The following is a 19,803-nucleotide window of genomic DNA, read 5'->3' as shown; positions in this document are numbered from 1 at the left end:
GTCGGCGAATGTCGAGCTCAGTGCAGGGGTGCGCTTGACGTGCGGAAACGCCTACTCCCACGTTCTGGGGGTCAAGGGGTCGCAGGTTCAAATCCTGTCGTCCCGACGGTTGCGAAAGGCCGATCGACTTGGGCATAAGACCAGGTCAATCGGCTTTTTCTCATTCCGCGATCTTGAGAGTGATCTCCTAGGCAACTCGCAGCTGGGGAGCACTTGGGGACCACGTCGCCGCCATGTGCGCGCTGAGCGCATTCCCGGCCTCGGCGATGGCGCCGAGGTCTGGATGGAGGTAGCGCTGTGTAGTCGTCAGAGAGCCGTAGCCGGCGATCTTGCGAAGGACATGGACGGGGACCCCGGCGTCGGCCATCCACGTCAGTCCGGTGTGGCGGGGATCGTGACGGCGAAGATGTTCGTAGCCGAGTTGGGTGACGACCTCGTCCCAGTGCGTCGCGTCGCGGAGGACCGCGGTGCTGATGCGACCTGTACCGCTTCAAAAGTCGTCGCAGGGTGCTTGACCGGCAGGTCGGGCTGATGCGGCGGTGTGGGCAAGATTGGCTCTTATGTCTGTCCGTCTCCTGTATCTGATCATGATCCGGGTGTTCGGCTGGCTGGCGCTGCGGGGCCGGAGCGAGGCGGCCGAGGACGTCGAGATCATGGTGCTGCGGCATGAGGTGGCGACACTGCGAAGGCAAGTCACCCGGACGAAGCGGGACTGGGCCGATCGAGCGCTCCTATCCGCGCTGACACGCCTCCTGCCGCCCGGGCTGCGGGGTCACTGGTGCGCCTGACGCGGGAGAATCCGGCCTGGGGGTATCGGCGAGTGCACGGTGAACTCATCCGGCTCGGCTACCAGGTCAGCGAAGCGACCGTACGCCGGATCCTTCGCAGCCGGCGGGTCGGCCCGGCTCCGCGAAGCACCGGCACCTCGTGGAGGACCTTTCTGCGGGCTCAGGCGCATGGTTTTCTGGCCGTCGACTTCTTCCCATGTCGACACGGTCTCCTTGATGCGCCTGTACGTGCTGTTCGTGATGGAAGTCGCCACCCGGCGCGTGCACATCCTGGGTGTGACCGCCCACCCGACCGGAGCCTGGACGGTTCAGCAGGCGCCTGCAACCTGCTCATGGACCTCGCGGACCGGGTCAGATCCTTTCGCTTCCTCATTCGCGACCGAGACGCCAAGTTCACCGGTGCCTTCGACGCGGTCTTCGCCGGCGCGGGCGTGACGGTGCTGAAGATCCCGCCGCGCACACCGCGGGCGAACTGCTACGCCGAGCGGTGGGTACGCACCGTACGGGCCGAGTGCACCGACCGCATGCTGATCTACGGCGAACGGCATCTGCACTCGGTGCTCGGTGCTTGGTGAGTACGTCGATCACTACAACGGGCATCGGCCGCACCAGTCCCGCGCGCAGCGGCCACCGGATCACGACGAGCAGACCGCCGTCCCGCTGGAAGGCCGGATCGAACGCCGGAGGGTGCTCGGCGGACTGATCAACGAGTACCACCGAGCCGCGTAGCTGCCCCGGAGAACACCCAGCTCAGGCCCTACGTGAGGAGTTTTGAAGCGGTACAGCATGGCCATGGGCCTTTCCCCTTCGAGCAATGGGCGAGGAGTCGAATCGATTCGGCGAATCGATTCGAAGGGGACGATAAGCGCCCGCCTCGGCGAGGGTCAAGAGCCGGAAACGTCCCGGACATCGTGCCGACAGCGGATCGTCACGTCGGCCTCCGGCTCAAGGTACACCGGGTGCGCGCGGACGGCCGGTGACGTTCGTGCCGCCGCGGGAGCGGGACGGTCAGGCGCGCGACGGCGCAGGGCCGGTGCTGCCCCGCAACGAGATCGGCGGAGCGACCAGCACGTGGCTGGGGGCGACGGTGGGATCGGCGATGCTCTGGATGAGCAGTTCCATCGCGCGGGCGCCCATCTCGTCGGCCGGGACGTCGGCGGCGGTGAGCGGCGGGTGCAGGCTCTCGGCCCAGTGCGGGGCAGCGACGCCGACGATGGAGAAATGCCCCGGAACCGTCAGGCCCCGCTGGTTCAGCGCCCGGTACATGCCGGGAACGGCGGCCTCGTTGATGGTGGCGATGGCCGTCAGGCCGGGCTGGGCCGCCAGAAGCCGTTCGACGCATCCCTGCCCGGCCTGGGCGTCGTCGGCGCAGCAGACCTGCACGCCTTCGAGACCGCGCGCGGCCACGGCGCGGGCGAACCCGGCCTGGGCGCGATGGCCGGGGCCGTACCCGGCCGCGACGAGCTCGGCGTTGCGGTTGACCAGGGCGATCTTCCTATGGCCGAGGTCGGCCAGGTGGTCGACGCATTTGGCGATCAGTGACTCGTAGTCGATGTCCACCCAGGACATCTCGTCCGGATGGCCGGTGCGGCCGATGCCGACGAAGGGCAGGCTGCTGTGGCGCAGGCGGGTGACCCGGTCGTCCTCAAGGCGGATCTCCATGAGGATGACGCCGTCCACCCGCCGGCCGGTGACGACGCGCTCGAACGAGCGGTCGTGCTCGCCGCCGGACGGCGACAGCAGGACGTCGAGGTCGGCGCGGGCGGCGGCGTCGACCACGCTGGCCACGAAGCCGAGCTGCATGTCGGTCAGGCGGCGGCTGGCGGGCGGGATGGCCAGCCCGATGGTGCGGGTCCGGCCCTCCTTCAGGGCGCGGGCTGCGGCGTTGGGCCGGTAGCCGAGCTCGTCGATGACCGCCTGGATGCGCCGTTTGGTCTCCGGCGAGACCGGACGCTTGCCGGTGAGCGCGTAGGAGACGGTGCTGCGCGACACACCGGCTCTCTGGGCGATCTCCCCGATGTTCACCCGCGCTCCTTCGGTCCCCATGATGACGACCATCGTAGGTCGAATGGGTTCATGGGAGGGCCGGGCGGACGAAATTCGAACGTCGGTATGTAGTCGCCTGGCGATCCGGGAAACAGCTCCGACAAGAGCGCCGCACGCCCATTGACTCCCCGGACAGGGCAGCCCTATCTTCAGTCGAATCGATTCGCCGAATCGGTTCGACCCAACGGGGAAGGTCGCGGCACCCCCTCAGCGGAGGTAGATCAATGAGTTCAGCGGCAGGGAGCCGGCGTGTCGTCGGCGTGGGCCTGGTGGTCCTGGCCGCCGCGGGCAACATGGCGGCCTGCTCGTCGTCCGGCAGCGGCGGCGACAGCGGTGGTGGCGGCGGCAGCACGAGCAGCGCGAATCAGGCCGCGGGAGGCGGGACCTACACGATCTGGGACCCCTACCCGCAGTACGACGGCGGTTCCCCGTGGGTGAAGCTGCTGGAGACCTGCGGCACCCAGGCGGGCGTGAAGGTCGAGCGCACCGGCTACGACACCAGCGACCTGACCAACAAGGCGCTGCTGGCCGCGCAACAGGGCAACTCGCCCGACGTGCTGATCGTCGACAACCCGGTGGTCTCGACGCTGGCCGAGGCCGGCGTGCTGACCACGACCGAGGAGAACAAGCTCGACGTCTCCTCCGTCGCGCCGAACCTGCTGGCCGCGGGGCAGAGCGGCGGCAAGACCTACGGCATCCCGATCGGGGCCAACACGCTCGCCCTGTACTACAACAAGGACGTCCTGAAGAAGGCGGGCGTCGACATCGCCGCGGTGAAGGACTGGACGTCGCTCACGGCGGCCCTGGAGAAGGTGAAGGCGGCCGGGAAGAAGGGCATCACGTTCTCGGCGATCGGCACCGAAGAAGGCAGCTTCCAGTTCCTGCCCTGGTTCTGGGGGTCCGGCGCGAACCTCACCACGCTCGACTCGCCCGAGGGCGTCTCGGCCGTGGCGTTGTGGAGCGACTGGCTGAAGAAGGGCTACGCCCCCAACTCCGTCATCAACAACACCCAGACCACCAGCTGGCAGGAGTTCGTCGGCGGCGACTACGCCTTCGCCGAGAACGGCACCTGGCAGCTGGCCAACGCCGACAAGGCCGGCTTCGCGTACGGCATCATCCCGGTGCCCGCCAAGGACGGCGGCACCGCGCCCGCCCCGACCGGCGGTGAGTTCGTCAGCGTGCCGGTGCAGTCCGACACCGGCCGCTACCCGACCTCCCAGAAGCTGGTCACCTGCCTGACCAGCGGCGACAACTCGCTCACCACGACCACCACCCTGTCCTACATCGCCCCCACCGAGCAGGTGCAGGCCAGGCAGATCGAGCAGAATGCGCAGCTGAAGGTGTGGGTGGAGGCGGTCAAGGCCGCCAAGGGCCGCACCAGCGACGACCTGGGCACCAAGTACCCGAAGATCTCCGAGCCGATGTGGGGCGCGGTGCAGGCGGCGCTGAGCGGGTCGAAGTCGCCGCAGGAGGCGATGACCGCGGCCCAGTCCGCGGCCACGAGCGCGATCCAGTAGCCGCATGAGCCACGTGACGCAGACATCGGCGGCCCCGAGGGGCCACCTCGCGGCGCGCGGCCGGTCGGGTCAGTGGGCGGCGTGGGCGTTCCTCGCCCCCGTCGTCCTCTACCTGCTGGTCTTCTACGCCTACCCGCTCTACCGCAACGTCGAGCTGAGCCTGCGGAACTACACCGTGCGCTCCTTCGTGCAGGGCGACGCGCCCTTCACCGGGCTCGCCAACTACGCCAAGGTGTTCGCCGACGCCACCTTCGGGCCGGCGCTGTGGCACACGGTGGTCTTCACCCTGGTGTCGCTGGTCTTCCAGTTCACCGCCGGGCTGGCGCTGGCGCTGTTCTTCAGCAAGAGCTTCCGGCTCTCGGCCACGCTACGGGCGCTGTTCCTGGTGCCGTGGCTGTTGCCGCTGATCGTGTCCGCCTCGACCTGGTCGTGGCTGCTCAACAGCGACTCGGGCCTGGTCAACGCCGCGCTGGGCTGGTTCGGGATCGGGCCGGTGAACTGGTTGACCTCGCCGGACTGGGCGCTGTGGTCGGTGATCATCGCCAACGTCTGGATCGGCATCCCGTTCAACCTGGTGGTGCTCTACTCCGGGCTGCAGGCGATCCCTGCGGCCGTGTACGAGGCCGCCGCGCTGGACGGGGCGAACGCCTGGCAGCGGTTCTGGAGCGTGACGTTCCCGCTGCTGCGGCCGGTGTCGGCGATCACCGTCCTGCTCGGGCTGGTCTACACGCTGAAGGTGTTCGACATCATCTGGATCATGACCAAGGGCGGCCCGAGCGGGGCGTCCACCACGTTCGCCACCTGGTCCTACCGGCTGGGCTTCGGCAACCTGGTGCCCTCCTTCGGGCCCGGCGCCGCCGTGGGGAACCTGCTGATCGTGACGGCCCTCGTCTTCGGCCTGGTCTACATCCGCGTGCAGCGACGGCAGGCCCTGGCATGAGGCACGTCAAGACCCTGATCGGGCTGGTGCTGACGGCCGTGATGTTGTTCCCGGTCTACTGGATGATCAACGTGTCGTTCACCCGCGACACCGCGATGCGCAAGAGCCCGCCGGACCTGTTCCCGCTCCACGGCACCCTGGACGGCTACCGCGCCGTGCTCGACCAGCAGCTTCCCTACCTCGGCACCAGCCTGGTCGTCGGGCTGGGCACGGTGACGCTGACCCTGCTGCTGGCCGCGCCCGCCGCGTACTCGCTGGCCAAGCTGCGCCCGCGCGGCGGCGGGGCGCTGAGCTTCGTGCTGCTGATCGCGCAGATGATCCCCGGGATCATCATGGCGATGGGCTTCTACGCCATCTTCCTGTCCACCGGCGTGCTCAACACCGTCCCCGGGCTGATCGTGGCCGACTCCACCCTCGCCGTGCCGTTCGCCGTGCTGATCCTCACCACGTTCATGTCGGGCATCCCCGAGGAGCTGCTGCAGGCGGCCCGCGTGGACGGCGCCGGAGTGCTCCGCGCCTTCGTCTCGATCGTGCTGCCGGTCTCCCGCAACTCGATCATCACCGTGTCGTTGTTCGCGTTCCTGTGGGCCTGGTCGGACTTCATCTTCGCCTCCACCCTCGACCAGGGCGGCGACCACCAGCCGATCACCCTCGGCATCTACCACTACATCGGCAACAACAACCAGGAATGGAACGCGATCATGGCCACCGCCGTGTTCGCCTCCGTCCCGGCGACCATCCTGCTCGTCATCGCCCAGCGCTACGTCGCCGCGGGCGTCACCGCAGGCGCCGTCAAAGATTGAGAAGGGACCCTCACTTCATGACCGTCGCCGTTCCCGGCCCGGTGTTCTCCCTGCGGGAAATCCCGTTCAGCCACCGCGGATCCTGGTTCTGCTTCTCGCCCGTGGTGGCCGAGAAGACCTACGCCCAGGACGTGCACCTGGTCTCCCACCAGACCGGCATGCACCCCGTCCTGCGGCTGGTCCCCGCCGTGGACGCCGCCGTCACGGCCACCCCGCACCAGCTCACCTGGAGCGCCGGCGACGGGCTGATCCGCCTCGCCTACGAGGGCGCCGACACCGTACGCGTCCAGGGGCGCGGGCTCGGGCTGCGGGTGCTGGCCGCCGATCCCGTGCTGACGCCGTTCAGCGGGCCGTACTTCTACCAGGATCCCGTTGACGGCTCGTACGTCTTCACCGTCTACCAGACCGGCCGCCGCTACCGGATCACCGTGCTGGCCGGGGACGCCGAGCCGCTCGGCGCGCAGGCCCTCGGCACCGCGGAACGCGGCCTGGCCCTGGACGGCGAGTGGGAGATCGCCGTCGAGGAGTACGAGACCGCCCGCGCCCCCTACTCCTGCGCCGGCGGCACCTTCGACCAGGTGGCCAAGGCCGCCCGCGCCGAGTTCGACACCTTCGCCGACGCGGTCGCGCCCTGGCGCGGCGACGGCACGCCCGCCGCCGAACTGGCCGCCTACGTGTTGTGGTCGGCCACCGTCCGGCCCGCCGGGTTCGTCACCAGGCCCGCTGTGCTGATGTCGAAGCACTGGATGGACAAGGTGTGGAGCTGGGACCACTGCTTCAACGCCATCGCCCTGGCGGGCGGCCTGCCCGAGCTGGCCTGGGACCAGTTCCGGCTGCCCTTCGACCACCAGGACGACGCCGGCGCGCTGCCCGACTCCGTCACCCATTCGGAGATCCTCTACAACTTCGTCAAGCCGCCCGTGCACGGCTGGGCCCTGCGCCGCCTGCCTCCGGCGCCCGACGTCTACCCGCTGCTGGAACGCTGGACCACGTTCTGGCTGACGGCCCGCCGCGCCCCCGGACGCGAGCTGCCGCACTACCAGCACGGCAACGACAGCGGCTGGGACAACGCCACGACCTTCGACCCCGAGCGCGTCGTCGAGACCGCCGACCTGGCCGCCTTCCTCGTGCTCCAGATGCGCGAACTGGCCCGCCTGGCCCCCGACCCCGGCAGGGGGGCGCACTGGTCCGGCGCCGCCGACCGCATGCGGGACGCGCTGCTGGCCGAGCTGTGGACGGGGGAGCGGTTCGTCGCCCGCGGCGCCCATAGCGGACGCACCTGGTCCACCTCCAGCCTGCTCGACCTCATGCCCATCGTGCTCGGCGACGAGCTGCCCGAACCGGTGCACGCGGCGCTGGCCGCCCGCATCGAGTCCCACCTCACCGCGTACGGACCGGCCACCGAACACCCCGACTCCGAGCACTACCAGGACGACGGCTACTGGCGCGGGCCCATCTGGGCCCCGTCGACCGTGCTCGTCGAGGACGGCCTGCGCCGGGCCGGCCACACCGCCCTGGCCGACGAGATCAGCGCCCGTTTCCGCAGGCTGTGCGAGCAGTCGGGGTTCGCGGAGAACTTCGACGCGCGCACCGGCGAAGGACTGCGCGACCGCGCCTACACCTGGACGGCCGCCGCCTACCTCATCCTCGCGGGCGCCCATGAGCAGCGCGAGCAGCGCGGGCAGCGGCCTGACCCGGCCTTGGGACCCTCCTGATCTCGTGACATCGATTCGAGCCAGGCTCGCCGTCCCGTCGGCGCGGGGGACCGGGTGAACATCGCGGAGATCGCCAGGCGGGCGGGCGTGTCGCGGAGCACCGTCTAAGCCGCCTGGCTGCCGCCTTGTTCAGGACGGCGGGCCGCCTTGGCGCACAACGCTGCTCCCCCGTACGCGTGTGGGCCTCCGCTGCTCCGCTGCCGAGCGCGAGATCACAGGCTCACGAATCGCTTTCGGGAATGTCGTGCCGGGTAGGTGCCGGCCCGGTGCTGGCCCGCGGAGTCAGATGGGGCGCCACATCCTCGAAATGCTCGGTTCGCTCTCCGGCGATCACTGCCATGAGGGTGCGCGCGGCGTTCATGCCGTAAGCCGGAATGTCCCGGCTCAGTGCGGTGAGCGCCGGCCGGACCACCTGGGAGAGCGGCGAGTCGTCCCAGGCCACGATGGACAGCTCGCCCGGAACGTTCATGTCGAGCTCCTGCGCGACGGACAGGCCGGCCACTGCCATGATGTCGTTGTCGAAGACGATGGCGGTGGGTCGGCGCGGTGAGGTGATGAGCCGGCGGGTGGCGCGTGCGCCCTGCTCCCCGGAGTAGTCGGTGTGCTCGATCGTCCACTCCTCGACCCTGGCCGCCTGGCAGACGGCAGCGAAGGCGTGGTCACGTATCGCGGTGTGGGCCAGCTTGGGCAGGCCGGCGACCCGTGCGACGTGGCGATGTCCTAGGGCGGCCAGGTACTGCACGGTTTCTCGGATGGCGGCGCTGTCGTCGGACCACACCGCGGGGAGGGAGCCCGACACGGACGGGTGGCCGATGGTGACGGCAGGCATGTGCAGCGATTGGACCACGGGGATGCGCGGGTCCTCGGCATAGAGGTCCACCAGGATCGCTCCGTCGATGCGGCCCTCGCCCCACCAGCGGCGGTACAACTCGATCTCCTCGGTGTGGTCCCTGGCAACCTGCAACATCAGGGCGTAGGAGTGCATCGACAACGCATCCTCGATGCCGCTGATGAGCTCCATGAAGAAGGGCTCCATGCCGAGGGTGCGCGCGGGCCGGCGAAGGGCCAGGCCGATCGTGCGGGCCTTGGCCCCGTTCAGGGCGCGGGCCGCGCTGTTGGGCCGCCAGCCGATCTCGGTGGCGATGGCCAGGATGCGCGCACGGGTGGCCTCCGACACACCCGGCTGGCCGTTCAGGGCGTAGGAGACCGCCACCTTCGACACTCCGGCGCGCTGCGCGATGTCCGCGATGGTTGGACGCTTCACCGAGGCTCCTTAATTAGTTAAGTAAACCAAGCCGAATTTAGCACGTCGTAATCCCTGGGAAATCCGGCGTTGACAAGGTTGCCATGCCACTCCTACATTAGGCGCAACTTACACGGTTAAGTTAGCACCCCCCACACTCTCAGGAGGACACCGTGAAGAGGCGCCGCACGGCCACGGTGACTGTCGTCGCGCTCGGCCTGCTGGCCGGTGCCTGTGCGACCAGCACTGCACCCAAGCAGGGGCAGGCCCCGGCGGAGGGCCCGGCCAACCTGACGTTCTGGATGACCGGGTCGGAGGACGAGGCCTTGGCCGTCCAGAAGGCCGCGGATCTCTACACCCGGACCCATCCCGACGTGAAGATCAAGGTCTCGGCGCTGAGTTGGGACGACGGCCACGCCAAGGTCCTGGCCGCGGCCACCAGCAAGACCGGCCCGGACATCGTCTCCGGTGGCCTGTCGTGGGGCATCGAGTTCGGAGCCCTCGGCGGCATGATCGATCTGCGCGACCACGGGCTGCCGGAGGCGATCAAGGCCAAGACTCAGCAGGGCGTCTGGGAGTCGATCACCTCGCGCGACGGCGCCGTGTACGGCACGCCGCTTGACATGACGGTGTACCTCACCTACTACCGCACGGATCTGCTGGAGAAGTCCGGCCTCAAGCCGCCGAAGACGTGGGAAGAACTGACCGCGGCCCTGGACAAGCTCAAGGCCGACGGCGTCAAGGTGCCCTACTCGATGGACTGGGGCAACATCGACTGGCTGCAGTACTTCAACTTCCTGCGTCAGGCCGGCGGCACTCTCTACACACCGGACTGCAAGCCCGCGCTCAACAACGACGCCGGCGTCACCGCGCTGACCTATTGGGCCGACCTCTACAAGAAGCACAAGGCGCCCACCCAGACGGCGGAGACCCCGGCGGCACTGGCCAACGGTGTGGCCATGGTGTCCGGTGGAAGCTGGCAGATCAAGGCCATCGACACCGCCCAGCCGAAGATCAAGGACAAGTGGGCCACCGCCCCGCTGCCCGTCGGCCCGGCCGGCGCCGGCGCCTTCATCGGCGGCCGTATCGCCGGCGTCATGTCCTACAGCAAGCACGCCGCCCAGGCCGCCGAATTCCTGAAGTCCCTCTACACTCCGGAGGCGGTCAAGGTGATCACCGACACTGCCGCCACCAGGGGTGTGCTGTGGATCTCGCCGCTCACCGACAACATCGCCAACCTCCCCGTGACGCCGGACCAGGTGGAGGCCATCAAGGCCGCCTTCGCCTCCGGGTACGGCCCGCCGAACTGCCCGGGCTGGGAGACCAGCCAGGCCGAGGTGACCAAGAAGCTGCAGGAGGTCATCTACGGCAAGGCCGAGCCCAAGGCCGCCCTGGACGCCGCCGCGAAGATCATGGAGCAGAACGCCGGCTGATCCGCCCCCGGCCGGTCGTCACCTGGCCCGACCGGCCCGTCCTCACCATCGAAAGGCGATCCGATGGCCACCAAGAGGGGCACTCTCACCTCCGTCGTGATGCTCCTGCCGTTCCTGGCGCTCTTCGCGGGCTTCCTGATCTGGCCGCTGATCAATTCGCTGTACTTGAGCCTCACCAAGTTCAACGGCGTCAGGCCGCCGGAGTTCGTCGGCCTGGCCAACTTCGCGCGCCTGCTGGAGGACGAGCGCTTCCTGCGGGCACTGTCCAACACGCTGGTCTACGTCCTGGCGGCGGTGGCGCTCACCACGACGTTCGCGCTCCTGCTCGCGCTGGCCTTCCGCGGCCAGGGCTGGGGCGACCGAATCATGCGCACCGTCTTCTTCCTGCCTTCCGTGACCTCGACGATCGCGCTGTTCCTGATGTGGCGCTGGATCTTCGCCGCGGAGGACTACGGCCTGGCCAACACGGTGTCCGGCTGGTTCGGCGGCGAACCGGTGGCCTGGCTGGCCACGCCGTCTCTGACGATCCCGATCATGGTGTTGATGGCCGCCTGGTCCGGCATGGGCTACGCGATGGTCATCTTCGTCGCCGGGATCAACACCATCCCGGAGGAGTACTACGAGGCCGCGCGGATCGACGGCGCCACGACCTGGCAGCAGTTCACCGGCATCACCCTGCCGCTGCTGCGCCCGGTGACCACCTACGTCGTGATCACCACGATGATCGCGGCCTTCCAGGTGTTCGAAGCGGTCTACATCGTGTTCCGTTCAGTCAGCAACGTCGGGGGCGTCATGGATTCCGGCCTCATGATCGTCCCCTACCTCTACGACATGGGCTTCACCAAGTTCCAGCTCGGCTACGCCTCGGCGATCGCCTGGACGCTCTTTCTGATCATCTTCGCCATCAGCCTGGTGCAACTGCGCCTCGGCCGGACCACGAAGGAGCTGGGATGACGGCCGTGCACCGGGCGGCCAAGCCTCGCACGCGCATCCGCTGGGCCAAGGCGCCGCTCTACCTGCTGGCGTTCACGATGATCGTGCCGTTCTACTGGATGGTGATCACCGCGTTCAAGCCGGTCTTCGAGATCACCCGCAACCCGCCCTCGTTCGTGCCGCAGAACCCGACGACCGTCGGCTTCAGCGACCCGGACTGGAATCCGGCGGCCGACAACCCCGGCCACGTGGCCGGGCTGTTCCAGCGTTTCACCGAGGTGGACCTCGGCTTCTGGCGCTTCGCGATCAACAGCGTGCTCATCGCCACCGTGATCACCGTGCTGGCGCTGCTGGCCGCCTCGCTGGCCGCCTACGTGATCACCAAGCACCGCGTCCCCGGCCGCCGGGTGATCTTCCTGATGATACTCGGCTCGATGATGATCCCCTGGCAGGCCACGCTCGTCCCCAACTACCTGGTCGTGCGCAACCTCGGCTGGATCGACAGCTATCTCGGTTACGTCGTCCCGGCCATCCCCAAGGCGTTCGTCGTCTTCTTCCTCGTGCAGTACCTCCAGTCGATCCCGAACGACCTCATCGAGGCCGCCAGGATCGACGGCGCGGGGGAGTGGCGCATCTGGTGGCAGGTGGTCATGCCGCTGCTGCGGCCGGCGCTCGCCGCAATGTCGATCTTCGTGATGCTCAACGAGTGGAACAACTTCCTCTGGCCGTTGATCATCGTCGAGAGCGATCAGATGGCCAACCTGCCCGTGGCCCTGGCCAGGCTGAACTCCGCCTTCACCGGCGCCCAGCACATGGGCGTGATCATGACGGCCTCGCTGCTGGCCTCGCTGCCGACCGTCGTGTTCTTCCTGTTGTTCCAGAAGCACTTCACCCGTGGCATCGCGATGTCCGGCCTCAAGGGCTGACACCCGTCTCTAGGAGAAACCACGTTGAGCACTCACCGTCCGCTGCACGACGGCTGGACCCTCTCGGCCGTCTCGGAGGACGTCCGGATCACCGGCGTGCCTGCCGCCGTACCCGGCTGCGTGCACACCGACCTGCTGGCCGCGGGCTTGATCGAGGACCCTTACCTCGACGACAACGAGGATCGGCTGGGGTGGATCGGCCGCACGGACTGGCTTTACCGGACCGAGTTCACCTGGGCCGGCGACGGGCACGAGCACACCGACCTGGTCTGCGCGGGGCTTGACACCGTGGCCACGATCACGCTCAACGGCGTCGAGGTGGGCGGTACGGCCAACCAGCACCGCTCCTACCGCTTCCCGGTGCGGCACCTGCTGGTCGAGGGGGTCAACACGCTCCAGGTGCGGTTCGCATCGCCGTACGGCTACGCCGAGGCGAGACGGGCCGAGCTGGGCGAGCGGCCGGGGGCCTATGCCGAGCCGTACCAGTTCATCAGGAAGATGGCCTGCAACTTCGGCTGGGACTGGGGGCCCACGCTGGTCACCTCGGGCATCTGGCAGCCGATCGGGCTGGAGAGCTGGAGCGGGGCGCGGCTGGCGCAGGTCCGGCCGCTGGTGCACGGCGACGGCCGGGTCGAGGTGCACGTCGTCGTGGCGGGCGCGGGCACGGTCTGCGCCGAGGTGGCCGGGGTCAGGGTCTCCGCCGAGGTCGCGGGGGAGGGCATGCTGCGGCTCCAGGTGCCTGAGCCGCGGCTGTGGTGGCCCCGCGGGTACGGCGAGCCGCACCGCTACGACCTGACCGTGCGCCTGGGCGAGCAGGTCGTGCACAAGCGGATCGGCTTTCGCGACGTGCGCCTCGACCAGACCGGCGGCGCGTTCGCCCTCCAGGTCAACGGCACGCCGGTCGCGGTGCGCGGCGTCAACTGGATCCCCGACGACTGCTTCCCCTCCAGGCTGACGCGCGACCGGCTGGCCACCCGGCTGACCCAGGCCGTCGAGGCCAACGTCAACCTGGTGCGGGTCTGGGGCGGCGGCCGCTACGAGAGCGACGACTTCTACGATCTGACCGACGAGCTCGGCCTGCTGGTGTGGCAGGACTTCCCGTTCGCCTGCGCGGCCTACCCGGAGGAGGAGCCGTTCGCGAGCGAGGTCGAGGCCGAGGCGCGCGAGCAGGTGGCGCGGCTCAGCGCCCGGCCGAGCCTGGTGCTGTGGTGCGGCAACAACGAGAACATCGAAGGCCATGAGGACTGGGGCTGGCGGGAGAAGCTGGGCGAGCTGTCGTGGGGCGCCGGGTTCTACTTCGACCTGCTGCCCAAGGTGGTCGCCGAGCTCGACCCGACCCGCCCGTACTGGCCGGGCAGTCCCTACTCGGGCGCTCCGGACCTGCCGCCGAACGACCCGGCGCGCGGCACGATCCACATCTGGGACGTCTGGAACCGCGAGGACTACACCCGCTACGCCACCTACCGGCCGCGCTTCGTCGCCGAGTTCGGCTTCCAGGGGCCGCCCACGTACGCGACGTTGCGCGAGGGGAGCACGCAGGAGCCGCCGGCCGGGCACCAGAAGGCGATCGACGGCGAGCAGAAGTTGCTGCGCGGCCTGGGCGAGCACCTGCCCCAGCCGCGCGACTTCGACGACTGGCACTACCTCACCCAGGTCAACCAGGCGCGCGCGGTCGCCTTCGGCATCGAGCACTTCCGCGCGCAACTGCCCGTCTGCATGGGCACGATCGTTTGGCAGCTCAACGACTGCTGGCCGGTCGTGTCGTGGGCGGCGGTGGACGGCGGCGGGCGGCGCAAGCCGCTGTGGTACGCGTTGCGCCGCGTATACGCCGACCGGTTGCTCACCGTGCGTGAGGGCGAAGTCGTCGTGGTCAACGACTCGGCCGAGGTCTGGTCCGGCGAGCTGGAGCAACACCGGCTGACCTTCGACGGCCGGACGCTGGCCAAGGGCAGTGTCGCTGTCGAGGTGCCGGCGCGGTCCACGGCCATGGTCCCGCTGCTCGGCGGCCCGGACGCCGACCTGGTGGCGATCACCCTGGGTGAGCGGCGTCGGCTGCACTTCTTCGCCGAGGACCCCCGGGCCGGCCTGCCGGTCGCCGCCTACGAGACGCGCGTGACGGCGGAGCCGGACGGGGTGGCGGTCACCGTCACCGCCCGGACCCTGCTGCGGGAACTGGCGCTCTTCCCCGACCGGCTCGACCCGGCGGCCACCGTGGACGAGCAGCTCGTCACGCTCCTGCCCGGCGAGTCGATCACCTTCCGCGTGGCCACCGAACGCGAGCTGGACCCGGCCGCCCTGGTCGGCCACCCGGTCCTGCGCTGCGTCAACGAGGCGAGACCGTGACCGTGCCGGCGCTGGATCTCGACGGCACCAAGTTCGCCGCGGCTGCCGTCTCGTCCGGGCCGCTCGACCCGGCCGCGGGCACCGTCAGCCCGGTCAACATCCCGAGCTGGCGGGACTTCCCGCTCGTCAAGACGGTGGAGGAGAGGCTGCCCGAGCGGGCGGTGCGCCTGGCCGGCGACGCCCAGTGCATGGCCCTGGGGGAGTGGTGGCGCGGCGGTTCCGGTACCGCACGCGCGATGCTCGGCCTGGTGGTCTCGACGGGCGTGGGCGGCGGCATCGTCCTGGACGGCCTGCCGTACACCGGGCCGACCGGCAACGCCGGGCACATCGGCCACCTCGCCGCAGACCCCGGGGGACCACCCTGCCCGTGTGGCGCGACCGGCTGCGTCGAGCTCTACGCCAGCGGTCCCAACATGGCAGCCTGGGCCCGCGACCAGGGCTGGGACGGGCCTGACGCCAAGCACCTGGCGGCGGACGCGGCGGCCGGGGACGTCATCGCCACCCGGGCCTTCGAACGCGCGGCGAGGGCGCTCGCCATCGGCATCCTCAGCTCAGCCGTCCTGCTGGACCTCGACCACGTCGTCATCGGAGGGGGCGTGGCCGCCGCAGGGCCGACGCTGTTCGGCCCGCTCAGGCGGGCGGTGAAGGAGAACGCCGGATTCGGCTTCCTCCGCCGCCTGCGGGCGGAGCCCACGCGCCTGGGCCGCGACGCCGGACTGCTCGGGGGCGCCGCTCTCGTCCTGAACCCGCCAAGGAGCACACCATGAAACCCGCCGCCCCGACGGCAGGGAACTGGCAGACCGACGCCGGGACCGTCACGCCCGCGAGTGAACACGCCACCGACGGCACCCCCAGACTGCGTGGAGGTCATCGGAAGTTCTGACAATGTCGTCCGCGCGGTTATTGTGTCGACGAATTCAGGCTCGGTGCGATTCGCGCCGGAGATGAGGCTGAGCTCAGTGGTCGATATCCCGGAATTATCTTGTGTGTGCAGGAGTCGGTGCAGGTAGAAGCCGCAGTTTTCTTTCAGGGCCGCCCTTCCTTTGATGGGTGCATCACGGGCTGAGCCGATGGCGATGCGTTTCGGTTCGAGCCTAATTTGGATCGCTCCAGAAGAACCGCACGAATATCGCATTGCATCCGCCTGGCCTCTTGAAACTTAACTGGTTAAGAATTTCACTGGAGGTATGAACGTCCACCCCCCAATAGCACGCGGCCCCATCGTGTGGGCCGCAGTCATCGCTCTGGTCGTCGCGGGAGCCGGATTCCTCGCGATTCGGCCCTCCGCGGCCGCCACCACTCCGCCCGGGTTCGCTTACCGCTGCGGCGTGCACTTCTGTCTCGACGGCAAGACCTTCTTCTTCGCCGGCGCCAACACCTACGACCTCTTCACGTACGGCAGCGCCTCGGGCGACACCGAGACGCAGTACATGGACAAGGCCCGCATCGACGCCCATTTCACCCGCCTTCAGGCGGACAAGGTGACCGTGCTGCGCACCTGGCTGTTCAACCACGAGAGCTGGCACGGCTTCGAAACCGAGAAAGGCGTCTACAACGAACAGCAGTTCGCCCTGTTCGACTACGTCATCGAGTCGGCCAAGCGGCACGGCGTCAAGCTGCTGCCCGTCTTCGAGAACTACTGGGAGGCCTACGGCGGCATCGACACCCGGCTCCGGTGGGAGGGCATGTCCGGTGGGCACCCCGGCCGCGCGGCCTTCTTCGACAAGACGCGCTGTGCCGGCTGCTTCACCTCCTACAAGAACTACGTCAGCTACGTGCTCAACCGGACCAACCACTACAGCGGCGTGAAGTACAAGGACGAGCCGGCCATCGTCGCCTGGGAGCTGATGAACGAGCCGCGCTACCAGGACGTCAGCCCCGAGGAGAACAAGTCCGGCCACACCCTGCGCAAGTGGGTCGACGAGATGGGCGCCTTCATCAAGGGCATTGACGCCAACCACCTGCTCGGCACCGGCCTGGAGGCGCACGAGGCGCGGTTCGGCTTCGGCGGCGACGAGGGCAACCCCTTCGTCTACATCCACCAGTCGCCCTACATCGACTTCACCTCGGCGCACCCCTACCCGACCGAGGACTGGGCCGATCTGAGCATCGAGGAGACCCAGGCGCTGGTGCGCACCTGGATCCGCGAGTCGCACGACGTCATCGGCAAGCCGTTCTACCTGGGTGAGTTCAACGTGCACAACGTGGACCGCACGCTGTGGTGGAATGCAATCTTCCAGACCTTCGAGGCGGAGGGCGGTGACGGGACGGGATTCTGGTGGTATCAGGACCGGCAGATCGACGGCAAGTTCGGCGTCGCCCAGGGCGCTCCCGAACTGGCCGCCTTCCGCGCCCATTCCGACCGCCAGGCCGCCAGGAACGGCCCCGGCCCTTCGCCGACGGTCACCCCGACCGGGAGCCCGTCCCCGACGGTCACCCCGACGTCGAGCCCCACTCCCACGACCTCGGCTTGCACGGTCTCGTACGGGCTGTCCGACTGGGGGTCGAGCTTCAACGCCGAGGTGACGATCCGCAACAACAGCGCCGTTGCGATCAACGGCTGGACTTTGCGGTTCGCCTTCCCGGCCGCTCAGACGATCAACAGCGTCTGGAACGCCAAGGCCACGCAGTCGGGCCAGTTGGTCACCGCGACCAACGAATCCTGGACGGCGACCATCCCGGCCGGCGGCACGGTGAGCTTCGGCCTCAACGGTTCCTCGGCCCAGGGCGCCAACGGCGTTCCCGCGACCTTCACCCTCAACGCCATCCCCTGTGCGGTGGCGAGGTAGACGTCGGGGATGCTGCCGCTTCCCTGGGGTCTTCACCGTCAACGCGAAGATCCCAGGGAGAGCGGCGCATGATGGGGTGGGTCGCCCAACGGCGGCAAGCCATCATGACGACGGAGCTCCTGGCAACCTGCGCATGATCTGATCGGCGACCATTGGCGCCGCCTTCGCTGCGACAATTCGGCGACCTGTCTCGGAGTGGGAGGGCCGGCGGCCGTCACCCGTGGACGGGGCCACCACGGCCGGGGTGTTGAGCCCGGCCACCAGGCCGCCGGCAGTCAGCAGGCCCGTGGTCAAGACGACCGCCGTGCGGCCGAGACGGTTGTTGTCGTTAGGCACGTCGAACTCCGTTCGAGAGGTTGGCGCGAATTCTCCGGTAAGCGCTTTCCGCTCGTTTGCCGCGAGTCAAGCACACGCTTCGACGGGGAGAAAAGGCGCGAGACCTCGAAGGCTGCAAACGCATGCAGCGATCTCGCAGAAGAGCATGCAGTGTTACATGGCGCGCGGACATGAGGCGCAGGTCCGGACGTTTCCCGGGCTTCAGCCCCTTGCGCGGATGCCGGATTTGTCCGATGTAACTTTCACGGCTGCGGGCTCGCGTGCGGTCGCCTCTTTACAGGCATGGCGGCGCGTGCTTAACTCTGCCCAACTCTCCGGAAAGCGCTTGCCCACCTTTTAACCGCTGCGAGCACCAGAAGGAGAGATGACGATGAGACGAGCGACCGCATGGCGGCTCAACACGGCGCTGGCCACAGCGGCCGTCGTGGGCCTGGGCCTGATCGGCGTGGCGCTACCGGCATTCCAGGCGTCGGCCGCCGCGGGCGGCGCCACCGGCTTCGCGACCGGCAACGGCGGCACCACCGGCGGCGCCGGAGGGTCCACGGTACGCGCCACCACGGGCACCGCGATCCACCAGGCCCTGTGCAGCAGAGCCAGCAGCTCCACCCCGATCGTCATCCAGGTCGAGGGCACCATCAACCACGGCAACACGACCAAGGTGTCGGGCCCGAGCTGCAACACCAACAGCGGCCTGATCGAGCTCAAGCAGATCAGCAACGTCACGATCGTCGGGGTCGGCAGCGGCGCCGTCTTCGACCAGCTCGGCATCCACATCCGCGAATCCAGCAACATCATCGTCCAGAACGTGACCGTCAGGAACGTCAAGAAGGCGGGCTCCCCCACCTCCAACGGCGGCGACGCCATCTCCATGGAGAGCGACGTGCGCAACGTCTGGGTCGACCACGTCACCCTGGAGGCCTCGGGCGGCGAGGACGAGGGCTTCGACGGCCTGTTCGACATGAAGGACAACACCCAGTACGTCACCCTGTCGTACAGCGTCCTGCGCAACTCCGGGCGCGGCGGGCTGATCGGGTCGAGTGAGAGCGACCTGTCGAACAGCTACATCACCTTCCATCACAACCTGTACGAGAACATCGACTCCCGTGCGCCGCTGCTGCGCGGCGGCATCGCGCACATGTTCGACAACCACTACGCGAGCCTCAACAAGTCCGGCATCAACTCCCGGGCCGGGGCGCGCGCCAAGGTGGAGAACAACTACTTCGAGGACTCCAAGGACGTCCTCGGCACCTTCTACACCGACGAGCTGGGCTACTGGCAGGTCGCCGGCAATGTCTTCGACAACGTGACCTGGTCCGCGCCCGGCGCCGAGAACCACCCGGCAGGCCCCGACCCGCGCTCCACCATCACCGTCTCCATCCCCTACTCCTACAGCCTCGACCCGGCGAACTGCGTGCCGGACGTCGTCCGCCGGACCGCGGGCGCGGGCAAGGGCCTGCAGGTGTCGGACGGCAGCTGCACGCCGACGACCCCGACGGCCACTCCCACCGGCCCCACCGCGACGCCGACGAGCACGCCGACGAGCACGCCGACGACCGGCCCCACCCCCGGCGGGACCAACCTCAGCATCGGCGCCGGCTCCGACGGCTCCAGCAAGGCCGACGGCACCAGCTACGCCAACGTCCGCGACGGCGACCTGAGCACGTTCTGGTCGCCGAACGGCACGACCGGCGACATCTCGATCAAGTGGAGCTCCGCCAGGACGGTGTCCGCGATCGTCATCCGCGAGGCGTCCGGCTCGTCGGGGACCATCGGGTCCTGGCAGGTCCTCAACGGCGGCACCGGCGCGGTGCTGAAATCCGGCACCGGGGCGGGCGCGATCACGTTCTCCCCGGTCTCGCTGAGCAAGATCACCTTCAGGATCGCCAGCGCGACCGGCGCCCCGAAGGTCGCCGAGTTCGAGACGTACGCCGCCTGACCCCCTCCGCCCGTGGGCCCCTGCGCTCACGGGCGCTGCGTGCGATCATGAGGCG

The 19,803-nt window shown here is 68.8% G+C and carries 17 protein-coding genes; 14 read left to right on the top strand and 3 right to left on the bottom strand.

Annotated elements, in window-relative coordinates; genetic code table 11:
- Positions 1–187: 187 nt before the first annotated feature.
- Complete coding sequence (locus AB0J71_RS32650; RefSeq protein WP_364417787.1) at positions 188–475, bottom strand: tyrosine-type recombinase/integrase; 288 nt, start codon at positions 473–475, stop codon at positions 188–190.
- 85 nt (positions 476–560) lie between these two features.
- Here AB0J71_RS32650 and AB0J71_RS32645 point away from each other — a divergent pair, with 85 nt between their 5' ends.
- From AB0J71_RS32645 to AB0J71_RS32635, 3 genes are all read left to right on the top strand, one after another.
- Positions 561–788 carry a hypothetical protein gene (locus AB0J71_RS32645; RefSeq protein WP_364417651.1) on the top strand — a complete coding sequence of 76 codons (228 nt, stop codon included), beginning with the start codon at positions 561–563 and terminating at the stop codon, positions 786–788.
- A gap of 332 nt (positions 789–1,120) precedes the next feature.
- Positions 1,121–1,363: a hypothetical protein gene (locus AB0J71_RS32640; protein WP_364417649.1), complete on the top strand. Its 243-nt coding sequence runs from the start codon at positions 1,121–1,123 to the stop codon at positions 1,361–1,363.
- The gene (locus tag AB0J71_RS32635) at positions 1,353–1,517 is read left to right on the top strand and encodes a hypothetical protein (protein ID WP_364417647.1); all 165 of its coding nucleotides are present in this window, start codon (positions 1,353–1,355) and stop codon (positions 1,515–1,517) included. The genes AB0J71_RS32640 and AB0J71_RS32635 overlap by 11 nt, the downstream gene beginning before the upstream one ends.
- Positions 1,518–1,796: 279 nt before the next feature.
- Here AB0J71_RS32635 and AB0J71_RS32630 read toward each other — a convergent pair whose 3' ends face one another.
- Positions 1,797–2,834, bottom strand: coding sequence for a LacI family DNA-binding transcriptional regulator (locus AB0J71_RS32630; protein WP_364417645.1), 1,038 nt, complete (start codon positions 2,832–2,834; stop codon positions 1,797–1,799).
- Positions 2,835–3,058: 224 nt separating this feature from the next.
- On the opposite strand from AB0J71_RS32630, the gene AB0J71_RS32625 reads away from it, so the two are divergent.
- Genes AB0J71_RS32625 through AB0J71_RS32610 form a run of 4 tightly spaced genes read left to right on the top strand, consistent with a single transcriptional unit; the run spans position 3,059 to position 7,809 of the window.
- Complete coding sequence (locus AB0J71_RS32625) at positions 3,059–4,351, top strand: extracellular solute-binding protein (protein ID WP_364417643.1); 1,293 nt, start codon at positions 3,059–3,061, stop codon at positions 4,349–4,351.
- A 4-nt stretch (positions 4,352–4,355) separates the two neighbouring features.
- Positions 4,356–5,291 carry a sugar ABC transporter permease gene (locus tag AB0J71_RS32620; protein WP_364417641.1) on the top strand — a complete coding sequence of 312 codons (936 nt, stop codon included), beginning with the start codon at positions 4,356–4,358 and terminating at the stop codon, positions 5,289–5,291.
- Complete coding sequence (locus tag AB0J71_RS32615; RefSeq protein ID WP_364417638.1) at positions 5,288–6,094, top strand: carbohydrate ABC transporter permease; 807 nt, start codon at positions 5,288–5,290, stop codon at positions 6,092–6,094. Before AB0J71_RS32620 ends, AB0J71_RS32615 begins: the two co-directional genes overlap by 4 nt.
- Before the next feature lie 17 nt (positions 6,095–6,111).
- Positions 6,112–7,809: a hypothetical protein gene (locus AB0J71_RS32610; protein ID WP_364417636.1), complete on the top strand. Its 1,698-nt coding sequence runs from the start codon at positions 6,112–6,114 to the stop codon at positions 7,807–7,809.
- Between the two features lie 220 nt (positions 7,810–8,029).
- Here AB0J71_RS32610 and AB0J71_RS32605 read toward each other — a convergent pair whose 3' ends face one another.
- Positions 8,030–9,073 carry a LacI family DNA-binding transcriptional regulator gene (locus AB0J71_RS32605; protein ID WP_352321242.1) on the bottom strand — a complete coding sequence of 348 codons (1,044 nt, stop codon included), beginning with the start codon at positions 9,071–9,073 and terminating at the stop codon, positions 8,030–8,032.
- A 152-nt stretch (positions 9,074–9,225) separates the two neighbouring features.
- On the opposite strand from AB0J71_RS32605, the gene AB0J71_RS32600 reads away from it, so the two are divergent.
- The 7 genes from AB0J71_RS32600 to AB0J71_RS32570 all read left to right on the top strand — a co-directional run bounded on the left by AB0J71_RS32600 (position 9,226) and on the right by AB0J71_RS32570 (position 19,748).
- On the top strand, positions 9,226–10,485 hold the full coding sequence (locus tag AB0J71_RS32600; RefSeq protein WP_352321240.1) for an extracellular solute-binding protein: 1,260 nt from the start codon (positions 9,226–9,228) through the stop codon (positions 10,483–10,485).
- Between the two features lie 63 nt (positions 10,486–10,548).
- Positions 10,549–11,439, top strand: coding sequence for a sugar ABC transporter permease (locus AB0J71_RS32595; protein WP_364417634.1), 891 nt, complete (start codon positions 10,549–10,551; stop codon positions 11,437–11,439).
- Positions 11,436–12,344 carry a carbohydrate ABC transporter permease gene (locus tag AB0J71_RS32590; protein WP_352321238.1) on the top strand — a complete coding sequence of 303 codons (909 nt, stop codon included), beginning with the start codon at positions 11,436–11,438 and terminating at the stop codon, positions 12,342–12,344. Before AB0J71_RS32595 ends, AB0J71_RS32590 begins: the two co-directional genes overlap by 4 nt.
- A gap of 24 nt (positions 12,345–12,368) precedes the next feature.
- Positions 12,369–14,687, top strand: coding sequence for a glycoside hydrolase family 2 protein (locus tag AB0J71_RS32585; protein ID WP_352321237.1), 2,319 nt, complete (start codon positions 12,369–12,371; stop codon positions 14,685–14,687).
- Complete coding sequence (locus tag AB0J71_RS32580; protein WP_364417632.1) at positions 14,684–15,454, top strand: ROK family protein; 771 nt, start codon at positions 14,684–14,686, stop codon at positions 15,452–15,454. Before AB0J71_RS32585 ends, AB0J71_RS32580 begins: the two co-directional genes overlap by 4 nt.
- Before the next feature lie 561 nt (positions 15,455–16,015).
- Positions 16,016–17,476, top strand: a complete 1,461-nt coding sequence (locus AB0J71_RS32575; protein ID WP_364417630.1) for a cellulose binding domain-containing protein — start codon at positions 16,016–16,018, stop codon at positions 17,474–17,476.
- 706 nt (positions 17,477–18,182) lie between these two features.
- A complete protein-coding gene (locus tag AB0J71_RS32570; protein WP_352321231.1) occupies positions 18,183–19,748 on the top strand; it encodes a pectate lyase in 1,566 nt (521 codons plus the stop codon).
- The last annotated feature ends 55 nt before the right edge of the window (positions 19,749–19,803 follow it).

This window comes from Nonomuraea sp. NPDC049637, assembly GCF_040675235.1.
Taxonomy (GTDB): domain Bacteria; phylum Actinomycetota; class Actinomycetes; order Streptosporangiales; family Streptosporangiaceae; genus Nonomuraea.
Note: the sequence above shows the minus strand (reverse complement) of the source record. Positions and strands in the feature narration are given on the sequence as shown.

Bases quoted from the DNA above. Each gene is read 5' to 3' on its own strand.
- AB0J71_RS32645 (WP_364417651.1), top strand. From the start codon at position 561: ATGTCTGTCCGTCTCCTGTATCTGATCATGATCCGGGTGTTCGGCTGG.
- AB0J71_RS32595 (WP_364417634.1), top strand. From the start codon at position 10,549: ATGGCCACCAAGAGGGGCACTCTCACCTCCGTCGTGATGCTCCTGCCG.
- AB0J71_RS32620 (WP_364417641.1), top strand. From the start codon at position 4,356: ATGAGCCACGTGACGCAGACATCGGCGGCCCCGAGGGGCCACCTCGCG.
- AB0J71_RS32590 (WP_352321238.1), top strand. From the start codon at position 11,436: ATGACGGCCGTGCACCGGGCGGCCAAGCCTCGCACGCGCATCCGCTGG.
- AB0J71_RS32640 (WP_364417649.1), top strand. From the start codon at position 1,121: ATGGACCTCGCGGACCGGGTCAGATCCTTTCGCTTCCTCATTCGCGAC.
- AB0J71_RS32610 (WP_364417636.1), top strand. From the start codon at position 6,112: ATGACCGTCGCCGTTCCCGGCCCGGTGTTCTCCCTGCGGGAAATCCCG.
- AB0J71_RS32615 (WP_364417638.1), top strand. From the start codon at position 5,288: ATGAGGCACGTCAAGACCCTGATCGGGCTGGTGCTGACGGCCGTGATG.
- AB0J71_RS32630 (WP_364417645.1), bottom strand. From the start codon at position 2,834: ATGGGGACCGAAGGAGCGCGGGTGAACATCGGGGAGATCGCCCAGAGA.
- AB0J71_RS32625 (WP_364417643.1), top strand. From the start codon at position 3,059: ATGAGTTCAGCGGCAGGGAGCCGGCGTGTCGTCGGCGTGGGCCTGGTG.
- AB0J71_RS32570 (WP_352321231.1), top strand. From the start codon at position 18,183: ATGAGACGAGCGACCGCATGGCGGCTCAACACGGCGCTGGCCACAGCG.